The sequence below is a fragment of the Humibacillus xanthopallidus genome (genome assembly GCF_044793955.1).
Lineage (GTDB): Bacteria > Actinomycetota > Actinomycetes > Actinomycetales > Dermatophilaceae > Humibacillus > Humibacillus xanthopallidus_C.
The window spans coordinates 1,927,447-1,948,761 of record NZ_CP084995.1 but is presented as its reverse complement, the minus strand read 5'-3'; the positions used below and the strand labels follow the sequence as shown (position 1 = coordinate 1,948,761).

Here is a 21,315-nt window from a genome sequence, read left to right as displayed (position 1 = left end):
CGTCAGGCGTCGGTGTCGGCCTCGTTGTCGCGCAGCTGCCAGAGGCCGGCCCGGCGCTCGGCCTCGAGCTCCTCCTGCGTGGCGGCGCGGGCGGCGTAGCGGTCGCGCTGGGACTCGCGCTTCTCGTCACGGGTCGGGCGTGAGGACTCGGACAGGCGCAGGTCGGTGCCGCGGTTGCCGAGCAGCTCGGCGCCGGCCTGGAGGGTCGGCTCCCAGTCGAAGACGACGGCGTCGTCGCCCGGGCCGATGACGACGGTGTCGCCGGCGACGGCGCCCACCTTGAAGAGCTGCTCCTCGACGCCGAGGCGGCCGAGGCGGTCAGCGAGGTAGCCGACGGCCTCGTCGTTGCTGAAGTCGGTCTGGCGCACCCAGCGCACCGGGCGGGCACCGGTGATCCGGTAGAAGACGCCGTCGGGGCCGCTCTCCTTGGTCACCGCGAAGCCCTGGTCGTCGGCCGCGCGCGGTCGCAGCACGACGCGCGGCGGCACGACGTGCTCGATCGCCTTGCGGGCCGCGTCGACGTGGCGGGCCATCGCGAAGGTCAGCTCGCGCAGGCCCTGGTGGGCGACGGCCGAGACGATGAAGACCTCGATGCCGCGCGCCTCGAGGTCGGGCTTGACCATCTCGGCGAGCTCACGGGCCTCGGGCACATCGGCCTTGTTGAGCACGACGATGCGGGTGCGCTCGGCGAGCGGGCGGCCACCGAGGTCGGCGTCGGGCACATAGAGCGACAGCTCGTTCTCGATGACGTCGAGGTCGGTCATCGGGTCGCGGCCCGGCTCGAGGGTCGCGCAGTCGATGACGTGCACGAGCACCGAGCAGCGCTCGACGTGGCGCAGGAACTCGAGGCCGAGACCCTTGCCCTCGTGGGCGCCGGGGATGAGCCCGGGCACGTCGGCCACGGTGAAGCGGCTCGACCCCGCGGTGACGACGCCGAGGTTGGGCACGAGCGTCGTGAAGGGGTAGTCGGCGATCTTGGGCTTGGCGGCGGAGAGCACCGAGACGAGCGAGGACTTGCCGGCGCTCGGGAAGCCGATGAGGGCGACGTCGGCGAGCGACTTCAGCTCGAGCACGACCTCGATGTCCTCGCCCGGCTCGCCCAGCAGGGCGAAGCCGGGGGCCTTGCGGCGGGCGCTGGCCAGCGCCTTGTTGCCGAGACCGCCGCGCCCACCGGCGGCGATGACGTGCTCGGTGCCCATGCCGACGAGGTCGATGATGATGTGGCCGGCGCCGTCCTTGACGACGGTGCCCTCGGGCACCGGCAGCACGAGGTCGTCGCCGTCGGCGCCGTTGCGCTCGTCACCGGCGCCGGGGGCTCCGTTGCCGGCCTTGCGGTGCGGGTGACGGTGGTAGTCGAGCAGCGTCGTCGACGACGGGTCGACGCGCAGGATGACCGAGCCACCCCGTCCGCCGTTGCCGCCGTCGGGGCCGCCCAGCGGCTTGAACTTCTCGCGCTTGACGGAGGCCACACCGTGCCCGCCCGCTCCGGCGCTGAGGTGCAGCACCACGCGGTCGACGAAGGTCACTGCCATGGGAGGTCACTCTTCCAGATCTGGGGTGGCGGGCGGCATACCTGCTCGGGGGCGAACCCCCGGCGCCAGGCGATGCCGTCCGGCCGGGAAAGCCGGAAGGGCGGGCCACACGGGCCCGCCCTTCCGGAACATCAGGTGGTGATCACGGTGGATCACTCTGCAGCAGCGGTCTCCGGGACCTCGATGTTGACCGTCTTGCGGCCACGCTTCGAGCCGAACTTGACCGCACCGGCCACGAGGGCGAAGAGCGTGTCGTCGCCACCGCGACCGACGCCCTCACCGGGGTGGAAGTGCGTGCCGCGCTGGCGGACGAGGATCTCGCCGGCCTTGACGCGCTGGCCACCGAAACGCTTGACGCCGAGGAACTGTGCGTTCGAGTCGCGACCGTTGCGGGTCGAGGACGCACCCTTCTTGTGTGCCATGTCAGTCCTTCTCTCGTGAGTCTCTGGGTTCCGGGTGGATCACGCGTTGATCGCGGTGATCTTGACCTGGGTCAGCGGCTGACGGTGGCCCTGACGCTTGCGGTAGCCGGTCTTGTTCTTGAACTTCATGATGACGATCTTGGGGCCCTTGGCGGCCTTGACGACCTCCGCCGTGACCGAGACCTTGGACAGCTTGTCGGCATCGGACGTGACGGTCGTGCCGTCAACGAGGAGCAGCGGCGTGAGCTCAATGGCATCGCCGGGCTGACCCGTCACCTTGTCGACGAGCAGGACATCGCCCACCGACACCTTCTCCTGGCGACCGCCAGCGCGAACAATCGCGTACACAGTGAAACTCACTCTCTCATCAAGGGGTGGGACGCCGCTTTCAGCACCGGCTCGTCAACACGGGCCCGGTGGGCGCACCGAGGGTCTAGATTACCGGCTCGACCGGCTGTGGACCAAACCGGCCGAGCACGGTGACGTGCTGGGCGTCAGGCATCGGCGCCGTCGGAACCGGCGGCACTGCCGCGCGGGGGCCCGGCGGGGGCCACCACCCGACCGCGGCGACGGCGACCGCGCGGAGCGGGCTCGACCTCGACCACGACCTCCACGGGCGCCTCCGAGACGACCTCGGCCGTGACCGCGGGCTCGGGTGCCTCCGGCTCGGGCGACTCCGGCTCGGGTGCCTCCTGCTCGGGTGCCGACTGCTCGGTGGCCTCCGGGACCTCGGACTCGAGCTCGACGGCGGGGGCGTCGGCCTCCGCCGGCTGGGCGGGGGCGTCGTCGCCGGCCCACGGGCCGTCGTCGTCGGGGAAGGCGTGCGGGTGACCGTCGCCGACGGCGGCGGCCGTCTTGAGCGCCGCAGCGTGCGCGGCGGCCGCGATCTGGGCGGCGGTCGGGCCGGTGTGCTTCGGCGGCTCGACCGGGGCAGAGCTCTCCGAGCGACCCGAGCCCGCACCGTTGCCGGAGGAGCCGGAGCCGTTGCCGCCGCCCGAGCCGTTGCCTCCGTTGCCCTGCGGGGTGCTGCCGGCGCGGCCACCGCGACGGCGTCCGCCACCACTCGGCTCGCTGGGGGCCTCGGGCTGGTTGACGCCACGGTCGACCGGGTCGGTGTGGATGATGAAACCGCGCCCGTTGCAGTGCTGGCACGTCTCGGAGAAGACCTCAATGAGCCCCGAGCCGACCCGCTTGCGGGTCATCTGGACGAGTCCGAGCGAGGTCACCTCGGCGACCTGGTGCTTCGTGCGGTCGCGGCCGAGGCACTCGAGCATGCGGCGCACGACGAGGTCGCGGTTGCTCTCGAGGACCATGTCGATGAAGTCGATGACGATGATGCCGCCGATGTCGCGCAGCCGGAGCTGGCGCACGATCTCCTCGGCCGCCTCGATGTTGTTCTTGGTGACGGTCTCCTCGAGGTTGCCGCCGGAGCCGACGAACTTGCCGGTGTTGACGTCGACGACCGTCATCGCCTCGGTGCGGTCGATGACGAGCGATCCTCCGCTCGGCAGCCACACCTTGCGGTCCATCGCCTTGGCGAGCTGCTCGTCGACGCGGTGGTGGACGAAGAGGTCCTCCTCGGACGTCCACTTGGTCAACCGGTCGGCGAGGTCGGGCGCGACCGAGGTGATGTAGGGGTGGATCTCGTCCCAGGCCTGGTCGCCCTGGACGACGAGCTGCTTGAAGTCCTCGTTGAAGACGTCGCGGATGACGCGGACCGTGAGGTCGGGCTCACCGTGCAGGAGCATCGGGGCCGTGCCGGCCGTCACCGAACCGGTGCCGCCGTTCTTCTTCTTGCCCTTGCTCTTGCCGGCCCGCGGGGTGGAAGAGGCCTCGGCCTGGGTCTGGATCTCCTCCCACGTGCTCGTGAGGCGCTCCACGTCGGCGCGCAGCTCCTCCTCGCTCGCCCCCTCGGCGGCGGTGCGCACGATGACGCCCGCGCTCTCGGGCACGACCTCGCGCAGGATCTTCTTCAGGCGGGCGCGCTCTGTGTCGGGCAGCTTGCGGCTGATGCCGGTCATCGAGGCGTTCGGCACGTAGACGAGGTAGCGGCCGGGCAGCGAGATCTGCGAGGTGAGGCGCGCGCCCTTGTGGCCGATGGGGTCCTTGGTGACCTGCACGAGGACCGTCTGGCCCGAGCTGAGGGCGTGCTCGATGCGCCTGGGCTGCCCGGCCTCGAGGCCTGCGGCGTCCCAGTTGACCTCGCCGGCGTAGAGCACGGCGTTGCGGCCCTTGCCGATGTCGACGAACGCCGCCTCCATCGAGGGGAGGACGTTCTGCACGCGGCCGAGGTAGATGTTGCCGGCCATCGACACGTTGGTCGCCTGGTCGATGTAGTGCTCCACGAGCACGCCGTCCTCGAGCACGCCCATCTGGGTGCGGCCCTGGCGGTTGCGCACGACCATCACCCGGTCGACGGCCTCGCGGCGGGCGAGGAACTCGGCCTCGGTGATGACGGTGCGGCGGCGGCCGGCCTCGCGGCCCTCGCGGCGACGCTGCTTCTTGGCCTCGAGGCGGGTCGAGCCCTTGACGCCGGTCGGCTCGTCGCTGACGGCGCGCGGCTGGCGCACGCGGGTCGACACGCTGGGGGTGTCGTCGCCCGAGTCGGACGACGACCCGGCGCGGCGGCGACGGCGGCGACGCCGGCTGGTGGCGCCCTCGTCGTCGGAGTCGGACCGGTCACCCTCCTGGGCGTCCTGGTCGTCCTGCTCCTGCTGACCGGCAGGCTCGGAGTCGTCGGCGGCGTCGGCCCCGGCGGTGTCGGACGAGGCGGTGTCGTCGCCCGACTCGTCGTCGAGGTCGGACGAGCCGCGACCACGGCGGCCCTTGCCGCCGCGACGGCGACGCGAGCGACGCGGGGTCGACTCCTCGTCGCCCTCGACGGAGGCGCTCGTCTCGCGCTCGGCCTCGTCGGCCGGCGCCTCGAGCGCGGCGTCAGCGACCTCGGGCTCGGGCTGGTCCTGCACCGGGGTCGTGGACGGGGTGGGGGTCCGGTCGGCGGGCTCGGCAGCCGGGGTGACGGGCCCGGCATCGCGCACGGCGGAGCGGCGGCGACGGGTGGGGGTGGGCTCGGGTGCCTGGAACAGCAGGCTGAGGCTCGGCACGGCCGGGCTCGAGGCGACACTCTCCTCGGCCGGCGCGTCCTCGACGGCGCCATCCTTCACGGCGTCGTCCTCGTCGGCGTCCTCGCCCACGAGGTTCGCGTCGGCGTCGTCGGCGGCGGGGACGCTCTCGGCGTCGAGCGCGACGGGCTCGTGCTGCCGGTGCTCATCGGACTGCCCGTGCGGGCGGGAGGACGCGCCGGACTGCTCCGCCAACAGCTCCTCGAGGGCTGCTGCGGCGCGCTCGGCCGGCTCAGCCGGCTCTGTCGGACTCAGGGTGGCCTTGGCCCGCGAGGCCCGCTTGCGGGGCGCCCGCTTGGCCACCTTCTTGGCGGCCGGGGCGGCGGCCTCGCCACCCTCGGGAGCGTCCGAGGACGGGGCCGCGGCCGCATCGGCCGAGTCGGAGGCGGCGACTGCCGTGTCGTCGCCCGGGACGGCCTCGGCCGAGGGTGCCGCGGCAACCTTCTTGGTCGTGCGCTTGGCCGTGGCGCGCTTGCGCGTCGTGCGCGTCCTCGGCGCGGCGGCCGGTGCGTCACCGGTCTCGGCGACGCTGTCGCCGGCCTCACCGACCGGCGGGGCGAAGAGCGTCGAGTCGCTCGAGTCGTCCGAGGCGTCGGTGTCGCTCGAGGTGGGTGTGGTGTCGTTGGGTGCCATCAGGCAGCCTCCCGTCAGGTGCGGTGTGACCACACGCTCGGCCGGGGCCGTCGACACCGCACTGGTGCGGATCGCAGTCGTCGTGCCGCGTCTGCGGCGGACGGAAGTCGTCTCGCTACACCCGAAAACGGTTCGCGCTGGGCGCGGCCCCGTGATCGAATGCCGTCGACCCTCTCGTCGGCAACCCCTGCCGGTGTCTGCCCCTGGATTGGGTCAGGTCAACGGGTCGGTCACCCTCGCGGTTGCGGTGTCGAGCGGTCCCTGCGCCAATCGCGTCACCAGGGGTGGACGCGGCGGCTGCAGCTCGGCGATCTCACGCAGCGCGGTCAGAATGTCGTCGGGGCGTACGGCAGGTGTGGTGTGTCGTACGACCATGCGCAGTATCGCACAGTCCGGCGCGATGGGGTGATCAGGTCCGAGCTGCGCGGCCGTGTCGGCCGCCTCCGCCAGAGCCGCGCGGGCCTGCTCCGGCGACTGCACGACGGCGGTGAGCACGGCGCCGCGCACGTCGAAGGTGCGCGGCCCCGACTTCGTCATCCGCGTGACCTCGGCCGTGTCGCGGGCCATCAACGCGTCGAGGGCAGCGCGGAGGGTCGGCACGTCCAGCTCGCCGAACTCGAGCAGCCAGTCACTGGCCTCCAGGCGGTCGGCGAGCGCACCGGGCGCGGCCTCGACGACGGTGAGGACGTCGATGCCCGGCGGGAGCGCCTCGTCGAGGGCCACCCGGACCGAGTCGGGGTCCACGCGCTGGGTCACGGAGATCTCGAAGTACTCCGCCTCGCTCGCCGTGCCCGTGGAGGCCGCGTTGGCATAGCTGATCTTGGGGTGGGGGTGGAAGCCGGCCGAGAAGGCCATCGGCACGTCGGCGCGGCGCAGGGCGCGCTCGAGGGCGCGCTGGAAGTCGCGGCTCGAGGTGAACCGCAGCCGGCCCCGCTTGGTGTAGCGGATGCGGAGCTTCTGCACGGCCGGGTCGGGCGCCGGCCCCTCGGGGACGCGCTGACGTGCCTGTCGTGCCATGGCCGAAGGCTACCGGGCCTGTCGGGCCGCCGGTCAGGCCGCCGGTCAGGCCGTCGGACCGGCCTTCTTGGCGGCCTCGGCGGCAGCCTTCTTCTCGCGCTCCTCCTTGCGCTTGCGGATGCGCTCGGCCGCCTCCTCCCGGTCGAGCCGGGTCGCCTCGGCAAGTGTCGGGGCCGTGCCACCGAGGCTCGCGGGCAGGAACTTGAGGTCGGGCCCGGTGAGGGGCTCGTAGGCGGCCCTAGCGACGTCGAGCATCTCGGCCATCACCGCCTTGTAGCGGGCGGTCACCTCGTTGACGTCGGCGTCGGCTGCGACCGGGATCGGCTCGCCCACCGACAGGATGATCGGCACGTTGGTGCGCCCGAGCCGGCGCGGCAGGCCCTTGGTCCACACCCGCTGCGAGCCCCAGATGACGAGCGGCAGGATCGGCACGCCCGCCTCCGCGGCCATGCGCGCGGCGCCGTTCTTGAAGTCCTTGAGCTCGAAGGAGCGCGAGATCGTCGCCTCCGGGAAGACGCCGACGATCTCGCCGTCGCGCAGGGCAGCCACGGCGGCGGCATACGACCCCGCCCCCGCCGCCCGGTCGACGGGGATGTGCTTCATGCCGCGCATGAGCGGGCCGCTGATGCGGTGCGTGAAGACGGTGTCCTTGGCCATGAAGCGCACGAGCCGGCCGGACTTCTGGGCGGCGAGGCCGGCATACGCGAAGTCGAAGTAGCCCGTGTGGTTGATGACCATCACGGCTCCCCCGTGCGTGGGCACGTTCTCGTCGCCGAGGATCGTGAACTTCAGTCCCTGCGCCGCGAAGAGTGCGCGCGCGAAACTGATGACGGGGGTGTAGACGGGCTCCATGGGGACACTCTGCCCTGCCCCGCTGCGCTTCGGCACGCCGATGGCCGATCCGGTGCCCGACGGCCCGCAAGCGCCGGCCCGCCGAAAGGCGGTCGAGGGCAGTGGGGCACCCATGGAAGGATTGGGACCATGACTGATGCACCTGCGCCCACCTCGCGGATCCCCGAGCGCCCGACGCTCGACGGCCTCGAGGAGAAGTGGACGCAGGTATGGGCCGACCGCGGCACCTACCGCTTCGACCGCGAGCGGGCCCTGGAGCTCCCCCGCGACCAGGTCTTCGCCATCGACACCCCGCCGCCCACGGCGAGCGGCAGCCTGCACGTCGGCCACGTCTTCAGCTACACCCACACCGACTGCATGGCCCGCTACAAGCGCATGCGCGGCCTCGAGGTCTTCTACCCCATCGGCTGGGACGACAACGGCCTGCCGACCGAGCGCCGGGTCCAGAACTACTACGGCGTCCGCGGTGACGCGACCCTGCCCTACGAGCCGGATCTCGTGCCGCCCGCCGAGGGCGGCGTCGACGCGAACGGCAAGGCGGTGAGGTCCGCCGACCAGAAGCCCGTGAGCCGCAAGAACTTCATCGAGCTGTGCGACATCCTCACGGTCAAGGACGAGGTGACCTTCGAGTCGCTCTTCCGCCGCCTCGGCTTCAGCCTCGACTGGGACATCACCTACCGCACCATCGACGACCGCTCGCGCGCTGTCGCGCAGCAGGCCTTCCTGCGCAACCTCGAGCGCGGCGAGGCCTACCAGAGCGAGGCGCCAGGTCTGTGGGACGTCACGTTCCAGACGGCCGTGGCCCAGGCCGAGCTCGAGGCGCGCGACTACCCCGGCGCCTACCACCGCGTCGCCTTCCACCGTGACGGCGGCGAGCCGGTCTTCATCGAGACGACCCGACCCGAGCTCATCCCGTCCGTCGTCGCCCTCATCGCGCACCCCTACGACGAGCGCTACCAGCCGCTCTTCGGCACGACGGTCACCTCACCGCTCTTCGGCGTCGAGGTGCCCGTCGTCGCCCACCGCGCGGCCGAGATGGACAAGGGCGCCGGCATCGCCATGTGCTGCACCTTCGGTGACCTCACCGACGTCATGTGGTGGCGCGAGCTCCAGCTGCCCATGCGCTCGCTCATGACGCGCAACGGCAGGCTCCAGGCCGAGACCCCCGACTGGATCGCCGGGGGCCCCGGTGAGCAGCTGTATGCCGCGTCGCTCGCGACCAAGACCACCTTCAGCGCCCGTGAGGCCGTCGTCGCAGCGCTGCGGGAGTCCGGCGACCTCGACGGCGAGCCGGTCAAGACCCAGCGCAAGGCGAACTTCTACGAGAAGGGCGACAAGCCCCTCGAGATCGTGACGTCGCGCCAGTGGTACATCCGCAACGGTGGCCGCGACGCCGACCTGCGCGCCGCCCTCGTCGCCCGGGGCGGCGAGGTCGACTTCCACCCCTCCTTCATGCGGGCCCGCTACGCCAATTGGGTCGACGGCCTCAACGGCGACTGGCTGATCTCCCGCCAGCGCTTCTTCGGCGTGCCCTTCCCGGTGTGGTATCCCCTTGACGCCGACGGCGAGGCCGACCACGAGCACCCCATCGTCGCTCCGGAGTCGGCGCTGCCGGTCGACCCGCAGATCGACGTGCCCGAGGGCTACGACGAGTCGCAGCGCGGCCGGCCGGGCGGCTTCGTGGCCGACCCCGACATCATGGACACCTGGGCGACGTCGTCGCTGTCGCCGCAGATCGCCGCGGGCTGGCCCATCGCCGATGGCGGCGGGCACCGTTCTGACGCAAAGCTGTTCGAGACGATCTTCCCGATGGACCTGCGCCCGCAGGGCCACGACATCATCCGCACGTGGCTCTTCTCCAGCGTCGTCCGGGCGCACTACGAGCACGGCACCGTGCCGTGGCGCAACGCCGCCATCAGCGGCTGGATCCTCGACCCCGACCGCAAGAAGATGAGCAAGTCCAAGGGCAACGCCGAGACGCCCGAGGACGTCGTCAAGCTGCACGGCGCCGACGCGGTGCGCTACTGGGCGGCCTCGGGCCGCCTCGGCACCGACGCTGCCTACGACACCGGGCAGATGAAGGTCGGCCGGCGCCTCGCCATCAAGGTGCTCAACGCGAGCAAGTTCGCGCTGGGCTTCGGTGACGTCGAGGGCGACCTGCACACCGCGGTGACCCACCCGCTCGACCTCGCGATGCTGGCCAGCCTCGGCGATGTCGTCGACAAGGCCACGGCAGGCTTCGAGTCGTGGGACTACACGAAGTCGCTCGAGGTGACCGAGACCTTCTTCTGGTCCTTCTGCGACGACTACCTCGAGCTCGTCAAGGACCGCGCCTACGGCGGCCAGGGCGACGAGGCCGCCGCGAGCGCCCGCGCTGCCCTGCGGCTCGCGCTCGAGACCCTGCTGCGCCTCCTCGCGCCGTTCATCCCCTACGCCACCGAAGAGGTCTGGTCGTGGTTCGGCCAGGGCTCGGTGCACCGGCAGAGCTGGCCGGTCCGGTCCGAGCTGCCGTCCGGCGGCGATGCCCGGCTGCTCGGCTCGGTCGGCGCGGCCCTCGCCGGGGTGCGCAAGGTGAAGTCCGAGGCCAAGGTCGGCATGCGCGCCGAGGTGCGCACGATGACGCTCGTCGCGCCCGAGGCAGCCCTCGGGCACGTGCGTGAGGCCGAGAGCGACCTCCGCGCGAGCGGACGCATCACCGACCTCGCGTATGCCGTGGGCGACCTCATCGAGGTCCGTGACGCCGAGCTCGTCCCCGTCGAGAAGCAGCCCGCGCAGGCCTGACCCGTCCGCTTGTCCGGGACGCCCCGTCACGGGGCGCCCCGGACATAGGCTGCTCGCATGTCGAGGCGAGGGGTGCTGGTCGCCGTGGCGTGCGGCATCGTCGTCATGGCGGCGCTCGTCGTGGCGGCCGTGGCGCGCCCGGTGGCGCTGTTGTCGCGTCCGGACGTCTCGATCCCCCTGCCCCCGGTGCCCAGCATCGCCACCAGCAGCAGACCGACGCCGACCTCGACGTCGACTGCGACGCAGAGCGAGATCGCCCCGTCGGACCCCTCCCCGTTCCTCATCGCCCTCGTGCAGATCGTCCTCGTGCTGACGGCCGTCATCGTGATGGCAGTGCTCATCCGGATCCTCGTCGCGCTGTGGCGACGGCCGCGCATCACCCTCCACGAGGATCCCAGCTTCGAGATCCCCGACGTGCCGGTCGAGCTGCTGCGCTCGGCCGACCAGCGGGTCGAGCTGCTGCGCACGGGCGCTCCGCGCAACGCCATCGTCGCCGCGTGGCTCGACCTCGAGACCGCGGTCGCGGCCACCGGTCTGCCCCGCGACCCCGCGGAGACCTCGACGGAGTTCACCGAACGGGTCATCGGCACGTGGGACATCGACCGGCTGCGGCTCGGCGACCTCGCCGCGCTCTACCGCGAGGCCCGCTTCTCCGTGCACGAGCTCGACGAGTCGCACCGCGAGCGCGCCCTGCGTGACCTCGAGACCCTGCACGCGGACCTCGCCCGGGTCGTGACCGTCGGAGGGGCCCGGTGACCCGGCCGGACGGCATACCCTCGCCGGCGACGCCGACCACCCAGGCACCCACGGCCGGGGCGCCGACGGCGTGGAGCTGGAGTGGCGCCGCGGCGGCGCTGAAGCCGTGGAGGCGGCGCATCGTCGGCCTGCTCGTCGCGTGGGTCGTCGTCACTGCGGTCACGGTGGCATTCGGCACCTCCCCGAACGTGCCGGTGCTGCTCGCCGTCCTCGTCGCCCTCGCGGCGCTGCTGTGGCACGTCGTCGACCACGCCGACGCCCACCACCTGACGGTCTGGCCGCTCGTCGACGGAGAGATCACCGGGCAGGGACGCGGCAACGACTTCCGGGTCACCAACCTCGCGGGGCGGCTGGCCGCGGCCAACCTCGCCAAGGAGGGACGCGAGGCGCTCGTGCACGACCTCCACGTGCAGCTGCAGATCCTCATCCGCGAGCGCCTCTATGCCAAGCACGGGCTCGTCGCCGAGGAGGAGCCGCGCTGGGCGGAGGCCGTCACGCCGCCGGAGCTCTGGCAGCTGCTCGTCGGGTTGCCACCGCCGGACCTCTACCGGCCCGACCGGCTCGACCCCCTGCTGACCCGAATCGAGAAGTGGTGACGTGATGAGTGATCCCGTGAGTGGACCCCCGCGTGGGCCAGAGACGTCACCGGCGCCGGGGACGATCGACATCGCGCGGGCGAGCGAGCTCGCGCGCCGGGTGCTCGACGAGGTCGACCGCGCGGTCGTCGGCAAGCGCGAGGCGCTCACTCTGGTGCTCTCCGGCGTGCTGGCGGGCGGGCACGTCCTCATGGAGGACTTCCCCGGGCTCGGCAAGACCCTGGCCGCGCGCAGCTTCGCCCAGGCCCTCGGGCTCGACTTCAAGCGAGCGCAGTTCACGCCCGACCTGCTGCCCGGCGACATCACCGGGTCGTTCATCTTCGACCAGCGCTCGGGGGAGTTCGAGTTCCGAGCCGGGCCGCTCTTCACCGGGCTGCTGCTCGCCGACGAGATCAACCGCACGCCCCCCAAGACCCAGGCGGCGCTGCTCGAGGCGATGCAGGAGAAGCAGGTTACCGTCGAGGGTCGCACCTTCCCGCTCCCCCGCCCCTTCCACGTGCTCGCGACCGCGAATCCCGTTGAGTACGAAGGCACCTACCCGCTGCCCGAGGCCCAGCTCGACCGCTTCCTCATGCGGGTCTCCTTCGGCTACCCGTCGCTCGACGAGGAGTGGCAGATCCTGTCCAACCGGATGGCCCGCCAGCAGGAGGAGCAGGTCCTCGACGCCGTGGTCACCCCCGACGAGCTGCTCGCGATGCAGGCCGCGATCGAGGCGACCGTCGTCGACGAGTCGATCGGGCGCTACTGCGTGGCCCTCGCGGCCGCCACCCGCACCCACGGTGACGTGCTCATGGGCGCCTCGCCGCGCGGCGCGCTCGGCCTGCTGCTCTGCTCCCGGGCGTATGCCGTGATCGACGGCCGCGACTACGTGACCCCCGAGGACGTCAAGGCCGTCGCCCTGCCGGTGCTCGCGCACCGGATCACCGTGAAGCCCGAGCTGTGGATGAGCAACGTCAGCGGCGCCGGGGTCGTGGCGGGCATCCTGCGCACGGTCGACACCCCGTCGGCCCGGGAGGCCACCCGAGGGTCGGCGTCCGGCTCAGGCGGCGAACGGCATACCCCATGAGCACGCGGACGCTGCGGGCGACGGCCTCGCGCACCCTGGGCGCGTGGCACCCGACCGCCGCGCACCAGCGCGCGATCGCCCTCGCCGGGCTCGGAGCGGTGCTGGCGGCGCTCGGGCGGCGGCCCGACCTGCTCGTGCTCGTCGCGCCGCTCGCGGTGGCGGCGGTGTGGGGGCAGCTGGCCCGACCACGCGAGACGGTGACGGCAACGGCCCGGCTCTCGGACGTCACGCTGCGTGAGGGCCAGGCCGCGGGGCTGCGCGTCGTCACCGAGCCGAGCCTGCCCGACGTGCACGGTGTTGTCACGGTCGCGCGGGTGCCCTTCGTCGACCGGCAGCCCGCGGGCGGAGTGGCCACGCTCGACGCCGGCAGCGCCACGATGGGGCTGCGCAGCACGCGTTGGGGCCGGCGTCGACTCGGCACCGTGTCGGTGTGCCTGACGAGCGCGTGGGGTGCCTACCGGGTCGGACCGGAGGACCTGCCCGACCTCGACACCGCGACGCTCCCGCTGCCCGCGGCCTTCGACGCGAGCGCACCGACCCCCCACCCGCGCGGCATCGTCGGGCTCAACCGGTCCAACCGTCCCGGCTCGGGCAGCGAGTTCAACACGATCCGGGCCTTCCACCCCGGCGACCGCCTCCGCCGGATCAGCTGGCCGGTCTCCCTGCGCACCGGCACGCTGCACGTCACCTCGACCTTCACCGACGAGGACGCCCACGTCGTGCTGCTCGTCGACGCCTTCAGCGACCTCGGCCCGCGCGAGGGGATCGACGGTCGCCCGACGAGCCTCGACGTGACGGTGCGAGCGGCCGGGGCCATCAGCGAGCACTTCCTGCGCAGCAACGACCGGCTCACCCTGCGCACCGTCGGTGCCGCCGAGGTGCCGCCGCTCGGCACCGGGTCCGGCACCAACCACCTGCGGCGGGTGCTCGACACCCTCTCGCTCATCACTCCGGCCACCGAGCGGCACGACACCGGCGAGCACGCGCTGCGCGGCATCGACCCCAACGCCCTCTGCCTCGTGCTCTCGCCGCTCATCGACCAGACGATGGTCTCGCTCGCCCACACCCTCGCGGCCCGCGGCGCGACGGTCGTCGTCGTCGACACCTTCCCCGACCACCTCGTCGCCGGCACCGGCGACGTCTACCAGTCGCTCGCCTGGCGGATGCGGCTGCTCTCCCGGGAGGCCCAGGTGACCAGCCTGCGCATGCGCGGCGTCCCCGTGGTCCCCTGGCGCGGGCCGGGATCACTCGACCTGGTGCTGCGCGACATCGCGCGTCGCGCGTCGGCGCCGCGCCTCGCGAGGCGGTGACGCGATGCGGCCCTGGGAGAGACTGACCGGCCGGCGACGCACGACGGCGGCCACGCTGCCCGACGCACCATCCGCTGCGCCGCAGCGGCGACGCACCCTGCGTTTCGGGGCCGGGCCGGAGTGGTCCTTCGCCCAGCTGGGGGCCACCGCCGTCACGACCGCCGGGGTCCTGGTCTACCTCGGGGCGATGCACCGCGCGGTAGGGGGCTTCGACGGGGTGTGGTGGCTCCTCGTGCTGGTGCCGGTCGTCACGATGCCGTGGGCCGGGTCGGCCGTCCCGCTCGCGCTGTGGGTGGTGCTGCTCGTGGGTTGGTTCGTGCTCACGCCCGAGGGGACCTTCTCGTGGTGGGCGCTCGTCGCGGCGGCCGGCGTGATCGCGGGACACGCGGCTCCGGCGCTGTCGGCGGCCTCGCCTCCGGCTGGGTCGTTCAGCCGGGCGACGGTGGCGCAGTGGTCGCGGCACGTCCTCGTCGCCCTCTGCGCCGCGGGCGCCGTCGCCGTGACGGTCGCGGCCCTCGTGGGACGCGAGCTGCAGCTCGGGGCCGCCGGCCTCGTCGTCGGTCTCCTCGGACTTGGAGCGGGGCTCTGGTGGGTGCGCACGAGCCCGCCCGCGACACCCGAGTGACCGGCCGCTGGTCAGGGGCCGGGCCGAAACGTGTTTGCATCCGTCGCATCCGCGACCTACGCTCCTCATGAAACGAAACAGTTTCGTTTCATGTGAACGTGACCGAGGGGGTCGAGGTGGGGATGGACGACGTGAGCGTCGCGAGCGCCCCTGTCAGCCGTCCCCGGGTCTCCGGTGACCGTGAGCAGGAGCTCCTCGAGGCAGCGATCGAGGTCCTGCGGGAGGTCGGCTACGACCGACTGACCTTCGACGCCGTCGCGGCTGCTGCGCGGGCCTCGAAGGCCACCCTCTATCGCAGGTGGCCCCACAAGAGCGATCTCGTCATCGACGCGCTCGCCCTCTTCATCGGCTGCCCCGCCGACCAGGACCCCGACACCGGCTCACTCCGCGGCGATCTCATCGCTCAGGCGTGCGCGGTCGGGGGTCTCGACGACGAGGCCGTCATGCAGACGTGGAGCGCCCTGCTCCCCGTCATCCACCGCGAGCCCGAGATGGCCCGTGGCATCCACGAGCGCTTCATCGCTCCCAAGCTCAAGGCCGCGCGAGCGGTCTTCGAGAGCGCCCGATCCCGGGGTGAGCTCGGCCCCGACGCCGACCTCGACACCCTCGTCATGATCCTCCCGGCCATGTCGGTCCACGAGACGTTGCTCTCGGGGAGACGGCCCGGCCCGGATCGCATTGCCGACTTCGTGGACACCGTCGTCCTGCCGGCCTGCGCCGCAACCGTCACCGACCCCGCCAGCCACGGCTGACCGGTCGCGACGGGGCGACCCACCGCAACCCGCACGTCTTCGAGAGGAACACCCATGTCTTCGTCCTCGGCCTCGGTCGACGAGGTGAACGACCCGTCACAGGAGTTCACGTCCCACGACGCACCGCCCAAGCAGCTCGGTCTGGCGCTCTTCATCATCTGCGCCGCCCAGCTCATGATCGTGCTCGACGGCACGATCGTGAACATCGCCCTGCCCCACATCGAGGAGGACCTCGGCTTCAGCCAGGCCAACCTCCAGTGGGTCATCACCATCTACACGCTCGCCTTCGGTGGCGTGCTCCTGCTCGGCGGCCGTCTCGGTGACCTCTACGGCCGTCGTCGGATGTTCGTCTGGGGTGTCGCTCTCTTCACGCTGGCCTCGCTGGTCGCGGGCATCGCCCAGACCGAGTCGCAGATGCTCATCGCGCGCGCGGTGCAGGGCCTCGGTGGCGCACTCGCGGCGCCCAACGCCCTCGCGCTCATCACGACGACCTTCCCGGCCGGCAAGGAGCGCAACAAGGCGATGGGTGTCTTCGCCGCCATGTCGGGCGCCGGAGCGGCCATCGGCCTCATCCTCGGTGGCGCGCTGACCGAGATCGACTGGCGCTGGAACTTCTTCATCAACCTGCCGATCGGCATCCTCGTCGCGTTCTTCGCACAGCGCATCCTCACCGAGTCCGAGGACGGTCGCGGCTCGCTCGACATCCCGGGCGCCATCACCTCGATCGCCGGTCTCTCCGCGCTCGTCTACGGCCTGACGCACGCGGCGACCACGTCGTGGGGCGACCCGACGACGGTCACCTACCTCGCCGCCGGCGTGCTGCTGCTCATCGCCTTCGTCGTCATCGAGACGCGCGTCGCACACCCCCTGCTGCCGATGCGCATCCCCGGTGACCGCACCCGTGGCACGTCCTACTTCGTCATGCTCATCGTCGGTGCCGGCATGTTCGCGATGTTCTACTTCCTCGGCATCTACATCCAGACGATCCTGGGCTACTCGGCCCTCATGACCGGCCTCGCGTTCCTGCCGTTCTCGGTCGGCATCGTCGTCGCCGCGCAGATCGCCTCCCGGCTCATCGCGCAGGTCGACCCGCGCTGGATCTCGGGCGCCGGCGCCGCCTTCGCCGCGCTCGGCATGTGGGGCTTCACCCACCTCACGCCCGAGAGCACGTATGCCGCGAACCTCCTTCCCTGGATCGTCGTGCTCGCCTTCGGGCTGGGTCTGATCTTCGTGCCGCTCACCCTGACCGCCGTGCACGCGGTGGCGCACGAGGACAGCTCGGTCGCGTCGGCCGTGCTCAACACGATGCAGCAGGTCGGCGGCACGCTCGGTCTCGCGACCCTGAGCACGATCTTCGTCAACAACCTCAACGACAAGGTCGCCGAGCTGACCGCGAAGATGCCCCAGGGTGGTCCCGCCCCCACCCAGGAGCAGATGGCCGCCGCGCAGAAGATGATCGCCGACGAGGCCTTCACCTACGGCGCGAGCAAGGCCTATCTCGTCGCCGCGATCATGATCGCCATCGGCGGGGTCATCACGCTGGTCTTCCTCAACGTCAAGCACGAGGAGCTGGCCCACGACGGCGCCGCCCCCGCCCACATGGGCTGAGCCCCAATCGAAAGAGCAATCCGTCCGCGCAAGCGCGACCCCGCGGTCCCACGGGACGCCGGACGGATTGCTCTTTCGATCTGAGTGGACTCCAGGTCAGGGGTGAGAATCGTCCCAGACGGCGGCCCAGGGCACGTCCCAGCCGGCCATCCGCAGCCGCCTGCCGACGAAGGCCTGCCTCGGCAGGTCGACGATGCGTCCGATCGACGGCTCGTAGACGTCGAGCTCCTGCTCCCCCGACGGCGGCATGACGAGCACGACGTGTCGGGGCAGCTGCGCGTTGCCGATGTAGAGCAGAGCGGGTCGGCCGTCGCGGACACGAGCCCGCAAGGCGGCATACGCCCGCTCGAGGCCGGCGCGACTGCGCAGGCGCAGCCACGTGACGTCGTAGTCGGCGTCGGGGTCGGCGGCTCCGAACTCGAGCTCGTGACGCGCGCCCCACGGCGGCGTGCCGAGGGCCCGCGGCCACGGCAGCTGCAGCTTGCCCCCAGCGCTGACGAGCGCGTTCGTGCGTCCGGCGACCACCTGCTCGTAGGCGGCGAAGCGCTGGGCCACCGTGCCCACGTCGGGCGCACCGGACACGCCGGCAGCGCGCGCGTCGCGACGAACGCCGGCGCGGATCCACTCGGCGAAGGCCGGGTTGACGAGCATCCGGGCGATCGTCAACGACGCCGAGCCGCAGGTCGTCCCCGTCTGTTGCACGGGAGCGGTGTCACCGGCGTGCGGCCGGAACGGCGCGGTCACCTCGGACAGACCTCAGCGCACAGCCGGGCGGGTCAGGCCGATTCCTTGCGCTGACGCTTGGCACGGGGCTCCACGTCGCGGCGCACGATCGTCGGGTTGACGTTGTCGAGCACGACCTCGCGCGTGACGACGACGCGGGCGATGCCGTCGTCGCTCGGCACGTCGAACATCACCGGCAGCAGCACCTCCTCCATGATCGCGCGCAGGCCACGGGCACCGGTGCCGCGCAGGAGGGCCTGGTCGGCCACGGCCTCGATGGCCTCGTCGGTGAACTCGAGCTCGACGCCGTCGATCTCGAACATCTTCTGGTACTGCTTGACGAGCGCGTTGCGCGGCGCCGTGAGGATGTTGACGAGGGCCTGCTGGTCGAGCGGCGTCAGCGTCGTCAGCACGGGCAGGCGGCCGATGAACTCGGGGATGAGCCCGAACTTCAGGAGGTCCTCGGGCATGACGTCGGAAAAGCTGTCGCCGAGGTCCTTCGGGTTGTGCAGGGGCTGGCCGAAGCCGAGGCCCTTGCGGCCCGAGCGCGACTCGATGATCTTCTCGAGGCCGGCGAAGGCGCCACCGACGATGAAGAGCACGTTGGTCGTGTCGATCTGGATGAACTCCTGGTGCGGGTGCTTGCGCCCGCCCTGCGGCGGCACCGAGGCCGTGGTGCCCTCGAGGATCTTGAGCAGCGCCTGCTGCACGCCCTCGCCCGAGACGTCGCGCGTGATCGAGGGGTTCTCGCTCTTGCGGGCGATCTTGTCGACCTCGTCGATGTAGATGATGCCCGTCTCGGCCTTCTTGACGTCGTAGTCGGCGGCCTGGATGAGCTTGAGGAGGATGTTCTCGACGTCCTCGCCGACGTAGCCGGCCTCGGTCAGGGCCGTCGCGTCGGCGATGGCGAACGGGACGTTGAGCATCTTGGCGAGCGTCTGGGCGAGGTAGGTCTTGCCCGAGCCGGTCGGCCCGATGAGCAGGATGTTGGACTTCGCGATGTCGACGTGGTCGTCGTCGCGCTTGGGGCCCTCACCGGCCTGGATGCGCTTGTAGTGGTTGTAGACGGCGACCGCGAGCGACTTCTTGGCGGTGTCCTGGCCGACGACGTAGTTCTGCAGGAAGTCGAAGATCTCGCGCGGCTTCGGCAGGTGGTCGAGGCCCAGCTCGCTGCTCTCGGCGAGCTCCTCCTCGATGATCTCGTTGCAGAGGTCGATGCACTCGTCGCAGATGTAGACCCCCGGACCGGCGATCAGCTTCTTGACCTGCTTCTGGCTCTTTCCGCAGAAAGAGCACTTGAGGAGGTCTCCGCCTTCTCCGATGCGTGCCACCGATTCGCTCCTGGTCCGTCGGCGCCGAGCGTTGGGGTGCACCCGGCTGGCCCCAACGTCCGGGGCCGACTCCTATTAGACGACGGACCGGGCCGTGCCCGCTCGCGCAACGCCGTTTGTCCGCTGATGGCTGACAAACGACGCCCCTGTGACTAGAACCCGCTTCCACTGAATATCCGCAGGTCAGCGGGCTGCGCGCAGCCCACCACCCCGACGTCGTATGCCGTCCCTCCCCCGCCCGCACCCAACCCAGGCCGACGTCTGCCGCGCGAGAGTGCCATCTTCCAGCCGTGGCTGGATGGTTGTGGGCTTTGGGCCGCATCCTCCGCATCCATCCCGCCACGGAGGGACGATGGATGGACCGCACCGCCCGGGCTCACGCCGGCTCGTGCAGGTCCTCCGGGAGGCTGGCGAAGTGCCGCCGCCACTCGTCGTCGACGGGCGGCACGGTCATGCCGCGCTGACGGACCTGCCCGTCCGGCCAGCGGATCTTGTGGTTGACGACGGGCTCCGGCAGGCCGGACAGCACCATGAGCATCCGCAGCCGCGTCTCCATGCCCGAGTCGACGTCGGCGCGCACCAGCGAGGCGGCCCTGCGGGCCAAGCGACTTCCTGTGCCGCGGTGAGCCGTCGCAGCCTCGACGAGCAGGTCCACCGTCACCCGTCTGCGCCGCAAGAGCGAGTCTCCGAGGACGACACCTCCCCACAGTCGAGCGGCGCTGTGGTGCGAGACGGTCGCGTCCGGCACCACGAGGAGGGCTGCCCGGGCGAGCATCGCGGGCGACAGCTCCGCCGCTCGGTCGATGTAGACGTCGTGGAAGAGCCGACGAAAGGCGGGCGTGGGCAGGTGCCAGTCCGTCACACCCGCTGGTCGCTGGCCCCGACGGAAGGGCGAGGACTCGTCTGTCGCCATGTCCCGATCCTGTCGGGACGGCGCCAACGGCTCCGATCCTCATCCACAGGCCACCGGATCTCTGCCGCGGCGGGACGGCTGCGATCAACCGGGAGGACCCGCCGCAACCATCCAGCCGCGGCGGGACGGCTGCGATCAACCGGGAGGACCCGCCGCAACCATCCAGCCGTGGCGGGACGGCTGCGGTCTACGGGGAGGACCCGCCGCAACCATCCAGCCGTGGCGGGATCGTCGCAGCGCGCGCAGGGTCAGGCGACGTCAGGCGGAGGTGAGGTCGCGCACGATCGCGATGTACTGCTCCTCGGCCGCCTCGGGTGCGGTGCCGGACACCTTGGCCCAAGCGTCGTACTTCGCCCGACCGACGGGGTTCATCATCCCCGGCCGCGATCCGGTGGCGTCGCCCTCGGTGACCTGCTTGTAGAGCGCGTAGAGACGCAGCTTGACGTCGTTGCCGGGGTCACGGGTCAGTCCCTTGACGCTCTCGACGGCGGACTCGAACTCAGCACTGGCCATGAGCCCAACATAGCCGGAATGCCGCGGGGCCCGGTCCAGACGGACCGGGCCCCACGGCATACGCGCTGGGTGCGTTCAGCTCACTGCTCGAGCGAGGCCTTGCGCGAGGCGAGCACCTCGTCGATGAGGCCGTACTCCTTGGCCGCCTCCGACGAGAGGATCTTGTCGCGCTCGATGTCGGTGCGCACCTGCTCCGACGTGCGGCCCGTGTGGTGGGCCATCGTGTCCTCGAGCCAGGTGCGCATGCGCAGCACCTCGTTGGCCTGGATCTCGATGTCGGACGCCTGGCCGTAGTCGCCGCCCGAGAGCGCCGGCTGGTGGATGAGGATGCGCGCGTTGGGCAGGGCGAAGCGCTTGCCGGGAGCGCCGGCGCCGAGCAGCACGGCCGCGGCCGAGGCCGCCTGGCCGATGACGAACGTCTGGATGTCGGGCCGGACGAACTGCATCGTGTCGTAGATCGCCGTCATTGCGGTGAACGAGCCACCCGGGCTGTTGATGTACATGAGGATGTCGCGGTCGGGGTCGAGCGACTCCAGCACGAGCAGCTGGGCGATGATGTCGTCGGCCGACGCGTCGTCGACCTGCACGCCGAGGAAGATGATGCGGTCCTCGAAGAGCTTGTTGTAGGGGTCCGAGCGCTTCATGCCGTAGGAGGTGCGCTCCTCGAACTGCGGCAGGATGTAGCGGCTGGAGGGCTGGGCCACGTCGCCGAGGCGCGCGGTGGGGTTGATCATCATGTCTGTCTCCACAATCCTTCGGGTGC

Annotated in this window: 19 protein-coding genes; 8 read left to right on the top strand and 11 right to left on the bottom strand. The window is 71.5% G+C overall.

Annotation, left to right across the window (positions count from 1 at the left end; genetic code table 11):
• Positions 1-2: 2 nt before the first annotated feature.
• The 6 genes from obgE to LG278_RS08600 form a co-directional block, all read right to left on the bottom strand.
• Positions 3-1,532, bottom strand: a complete 1,530-nt coding sequence (gene obgE / locus LG278_RS08625) for a GTPase ObgE (protein WP_404392871.1) — start codon at positions 1,530-1,532, stop codon at positions 3-5.
• A gap of 152 nt (positions 1,533-1,684) precedes the next feature.
• Positions 1,685-1,954, bottom strand: a complete 270-nt coding sequence (rpmA, locus tag LG278_RS08620) for a 50S ribosomal protein L27 (RefSeq protein WP_404392869.1) — start codon at positions 1,952-1,954, stop codon at positions 1,685-1,687.
• Between the two features lie 39 nt (positions 1,955-1,993).
• On the bottom strand, positions 1,994-2,302 hold the full coding sequence (gene rplU, locus LG278_RS08615) for a 50S ribosomal protein L21 (protein ID WP_404393587.1): 309 nt from the start codon (positions 2,300-2,302) through the stop codon (positions 1,994-1,996).
• 146 nt (positions 2,303-2,448) lie between these two features.
• Complete coding sequence (locus LG278_RS08610; protein ID WP_404392867.1) at positions 2,449-5,709, bottom strand: Rne/Rng family ribonuclease; 3,261 nt, start codon at positions 5,707-5,709, stop codon at positions 2,449-2,451.
• A gap of 213 nt (positions 5,710-5,922) precedes the next feature.
• A complete protein-coding gene (locus LG278_RS08605) occupies positions 5,923-6,726 on the bottom strand; it encodes a TIGR03936 family radical SAM-associated protein (RefSeq protein WP_404392865.1) in 804 nt (267 codons plus the stop codon).
• Positions 6,727-6,771: 45 nt separating this feature from the next.
• Positions 6,772-7,578: a lysophospholipid acyltransferase family protein gene (locus LG278_RS08600; RefSeq protein WP_404392863.1), complete on the bottom strand. Its 807-nt coding sequence runs from the start codon at positions 7,576-7,578 to the stop codon at positions 6,772-6,774.
• A gap of 129 nt (positions 7,579-7,707) precedes the next feature.
• Between LG278_RS08600 and valS the strand changes: the two genes are divergently transcribed.
• The 8 genes from valS (at position 7,708) to LG278_RS08560 (ending at position 17,072) form a co-directional block, all read left to right on the top strand.
• Complete coding sequence (gene valS / locus LG278_RS08595) at positions 7,708-10,359, top strand: valine--tRNA ligase (RefSeq protein WP_404392861.1); 2,652 nt, start codon at positions 7,708-7,710, stop codon at positions 10,357-10,359.
• A gap of 57 nt (positions 10,360-10,416) precedes the next feature.
• Complete coding sequence (locus LG278_RS08590; protein WP_404392859.1) at positions 10,417-11,115, top strand: DUF4129 domain-containing protein; 699 nt, start codon at positions 10,417-10,419, stop codon at positions 11,113-11,115.
• Positions 11,112-11,711 carry a hypothetical protein gene (locus LG278_RS08585; protein ID WP_404392857.1) on the top strand — a complete coding sequence of 200 codons (600 nt, stop codon included), beginning with the start codon at positions 11,112-11,114 and terminating at the stop codon, positions 11,709-11,711. Before LG278_RS08590 ends, LG278_RS08585 begins: the two co-directional genes overlap by 4 nt.
• Positions 11,712-11,715: 4 nt before the next feature.
• A complete protein-coding gene (locus LG278_RS08580) occupies positions 11,716-12,777 on the top strand; it encodes an AAA family ATPase (protein WP_404392855.1) in 1,062 nt (353 codons plus the stop codon).
• Entirely contained in the window at positions 12,774-14,087 is a 1,314-nt protein-coding gene (locus tag LG278_RS08575; protein ID WP_404392853.1) for a DUF58 domain-containing protein, read from the top strand. Before LG278_RS08580 ends, LG278_RS08575 begins: the two co-directional genes overlap by 4 nt.
• A gap of 4 nt (positions 14,088-14,091) precedes the next feature.
• The gene (locus LG278_RS08570) at positions 14,092-14,712 is read left to right on the top strand and encodes a hypothetical protein (RefSeq protein ID WP_404392851.1); all 621 of its coding nucleotides are present in this window, start codon (positions 14,092-14,094) and stop codon (positions 14,710-14,712) included.
• Between the two features lie 98 nt (positions 14,713-14,810).
• Positions 14,811-15,464 (top strand): TetR-like C-terminal domain-containing protein, encoded by a 654-nt coding sequence (locus LG278_RS08565; RefSeq protein WP_404392849.1) that lies wholly within the window; start codon positions 14,811-14,813, stop codon positions 15,462-15,464.
• A gap of 54 nt (positions 15,465-15,518) precedes the next feature.
• Positions 15,519-17,072, top strand: a complete 1,554-nt coding sequence (locus LG278_RS08560) for an MFS transporter (RefSeq protein WP_404392847.1) — start codon at positions 15,519-15,521, stop codon at positions 17,070-17,072.
• Between the two features lie 96 nt (positions 17,073-17,168).
• Here the strand turns inward: LG278_RS08560 and LG278_RS08555 are convergent, their stop codons facing one another.
• The 5 genes from LG278_RS08555 to LG278_RS08535 all read right to left on the bottom strand — a co-directional run bounded on the left by LG278_RS08555 (position 17,169) and on the right by LG278_RS08535 (position 21,289).
• The gene (locus LG278_RS08555; RefSeq protein ID WP_404392845.1) at positions 17,169-17,816 is read right to left on the bottom strand and encodes a hypothetical protein; all 648 of its coding nucleotides are present in this window, start codon (positions 17,814-17,816) and stop codon (positions 17,169-17,171) included.
• 32 nt (positions 17,817-17,848) lie between these two features.
• The gene (clpX, locus tag LG278_RS08550; protein ID WP_404392843.1) at positions 17,849-19,126 is read right to left on the bottom strand and encodes an ATP-dependent Clp protease ATP-binding subunit ClpX; all 1,278 of its coding nucleotides are present in this window, start codon (positions 19,124-19,126) and stop codon (positions 17,849-17,851) included.
• Positions 19,127-19,502: 376 nt separating this feature from the next.
• Positions 19,503-20,039, bottom strand: a complete 537-nt coding sequence (locus LG278_RS08545; RefSeq protein ID WP_404392841.1) for a hypothetical protein — start codon at positions 20,037-20,039, stop codon at positions 19,503-19,505.
• Positions 20,040-20,297: 258 nt separating this feature from the next.
• Positions 20,298-20,552 (bottom strand): acyl-CoA-binding protein, encoded by a 255-nt coding sequence (locus LG278_RS08540; protein ID WP_404392839.1) that lies wholly within the window; start codon positions 20,550-20,552, stop codon positions 20,298-20,300.
• 80 nt (positions 20,553-20,632) lie between these two features.
• Entirely contained in the window at positions 20,633-21,289 is a 657-nt protein-coding gene (locus LG278_RS08535) for an ATP-dependent Clp protease proteolytic subunit (RefSeq protein ID WP_404392837.1), read from the bottom strand.
• Positions 21,290-21,315 lie beyond the last annotated feature (26 nt).

What these genes read in the sequence shown, in the direction of transcription:
- LG278_RS08560 (WP_404392847.1), top strand. Translation starts at nt 15,519, where the DNA reads ATGTCTTCGTCCTCGGCCTCGGTCGACGAGGTGAACGACCCGTCACAG.
- rpmA (WP_404392869.1), bottom strand. Translation starts at nt 1,954, where the DNA reads ATGGCACACAAGAAGGGTGCGTCCTCGACCCGCAACGGTCGCGACTCG.
- LG278_RS08580 (WP_404392855.1), top strand. Translation starts at nt 11,716, where the DNA reads ATGAGTGATCCCGTGAGTGGACCCCCGCGTGGGCCAGAGACGTCACCG.
- LG278_RS08575 (WP_404392853.1), top strand. Translation starts at nt 12,774, where the DNA reads ATGAGCACGCGGACGCTGCGGGCGACGGCCTCGCGCACCCTGGGCGCG.
- LG278_RS08540 (WP_404392839.1), bottom strand. Translation starts at nt 20,552, where the DNA reads ATGGCCAGTGCTGAGTTCGAGTCCGCCGTCGAGAGCGTCAAGGGACTG.
- LG278_RS08600 (WP_404392863.1), bottom strand. Translation starts at nt 7,578, where the DNA reads ATGGAGCCCGTCTACACCCCCGTCATCAGTTTCGCGCGCGCACTCTTC.
- LG278_RS08545 (WP_404392841.1), bottom strand. Translation starts at nt 20,039, where the DNA reads ATGGCGACAGACGAGTCCTCGCCCTTCCGTCGGGGCCAGCGACCAGCG.
- LG278_RS08605 (WP_404392865.1), bottom strand. Translation starts at nt 6,726, where the DNA reads ATGGCACGACAGGCACGTCAGCGCGTCCCCGAGGGGCCGGCGCCCGAC.
- LG278_RS08535 (WP_404392837.1), bottom strand. Translation starts at nt 21,289, where the DNA reads ATGATGATCAACCCCACCGCGCGCCTCGGCGACGTGGCCCAGCCCTCC.
- LG278_RS08610 (WP_404392867.1), bottom strand. Translation starts at nt 5,709, where the DNA reads ATGGCACCCAACGACACCACACCCACCTCGAGCGACACCGACGCCTCG.
- valS (WP_404392861.1), top strand. Translation starts at nt 7,708, where the DNA reads ATGACTGATGCACCTGCGCCCACCTCGCGGATCCCCGAGCGCCCGACG.
- obgE (WP_404392871.1), bottom strand. Translation starts at nt 1,532, where the DNA reads ATGGCAGTGACCTTCGTCGACCGCGTGGTGCTGCACCTCAGCGCCGGA.
- LG278_RS08570 (WP_404392851.1), top strand. Translation starts at nt 14,092, where the DNA reads ATGCGGCCCTGGGAGAGACTGACCGGCCGGCGACGCACGACGGCGGCC.
- LG278_RS08590 (WP_404392859.1), top strand. Translation starts at nt 10,417, where the DNA reads ATGTCGAGGCGAGGGGTGCTGGTCGCCGTGGCGTGCGGCATCGTCGTC.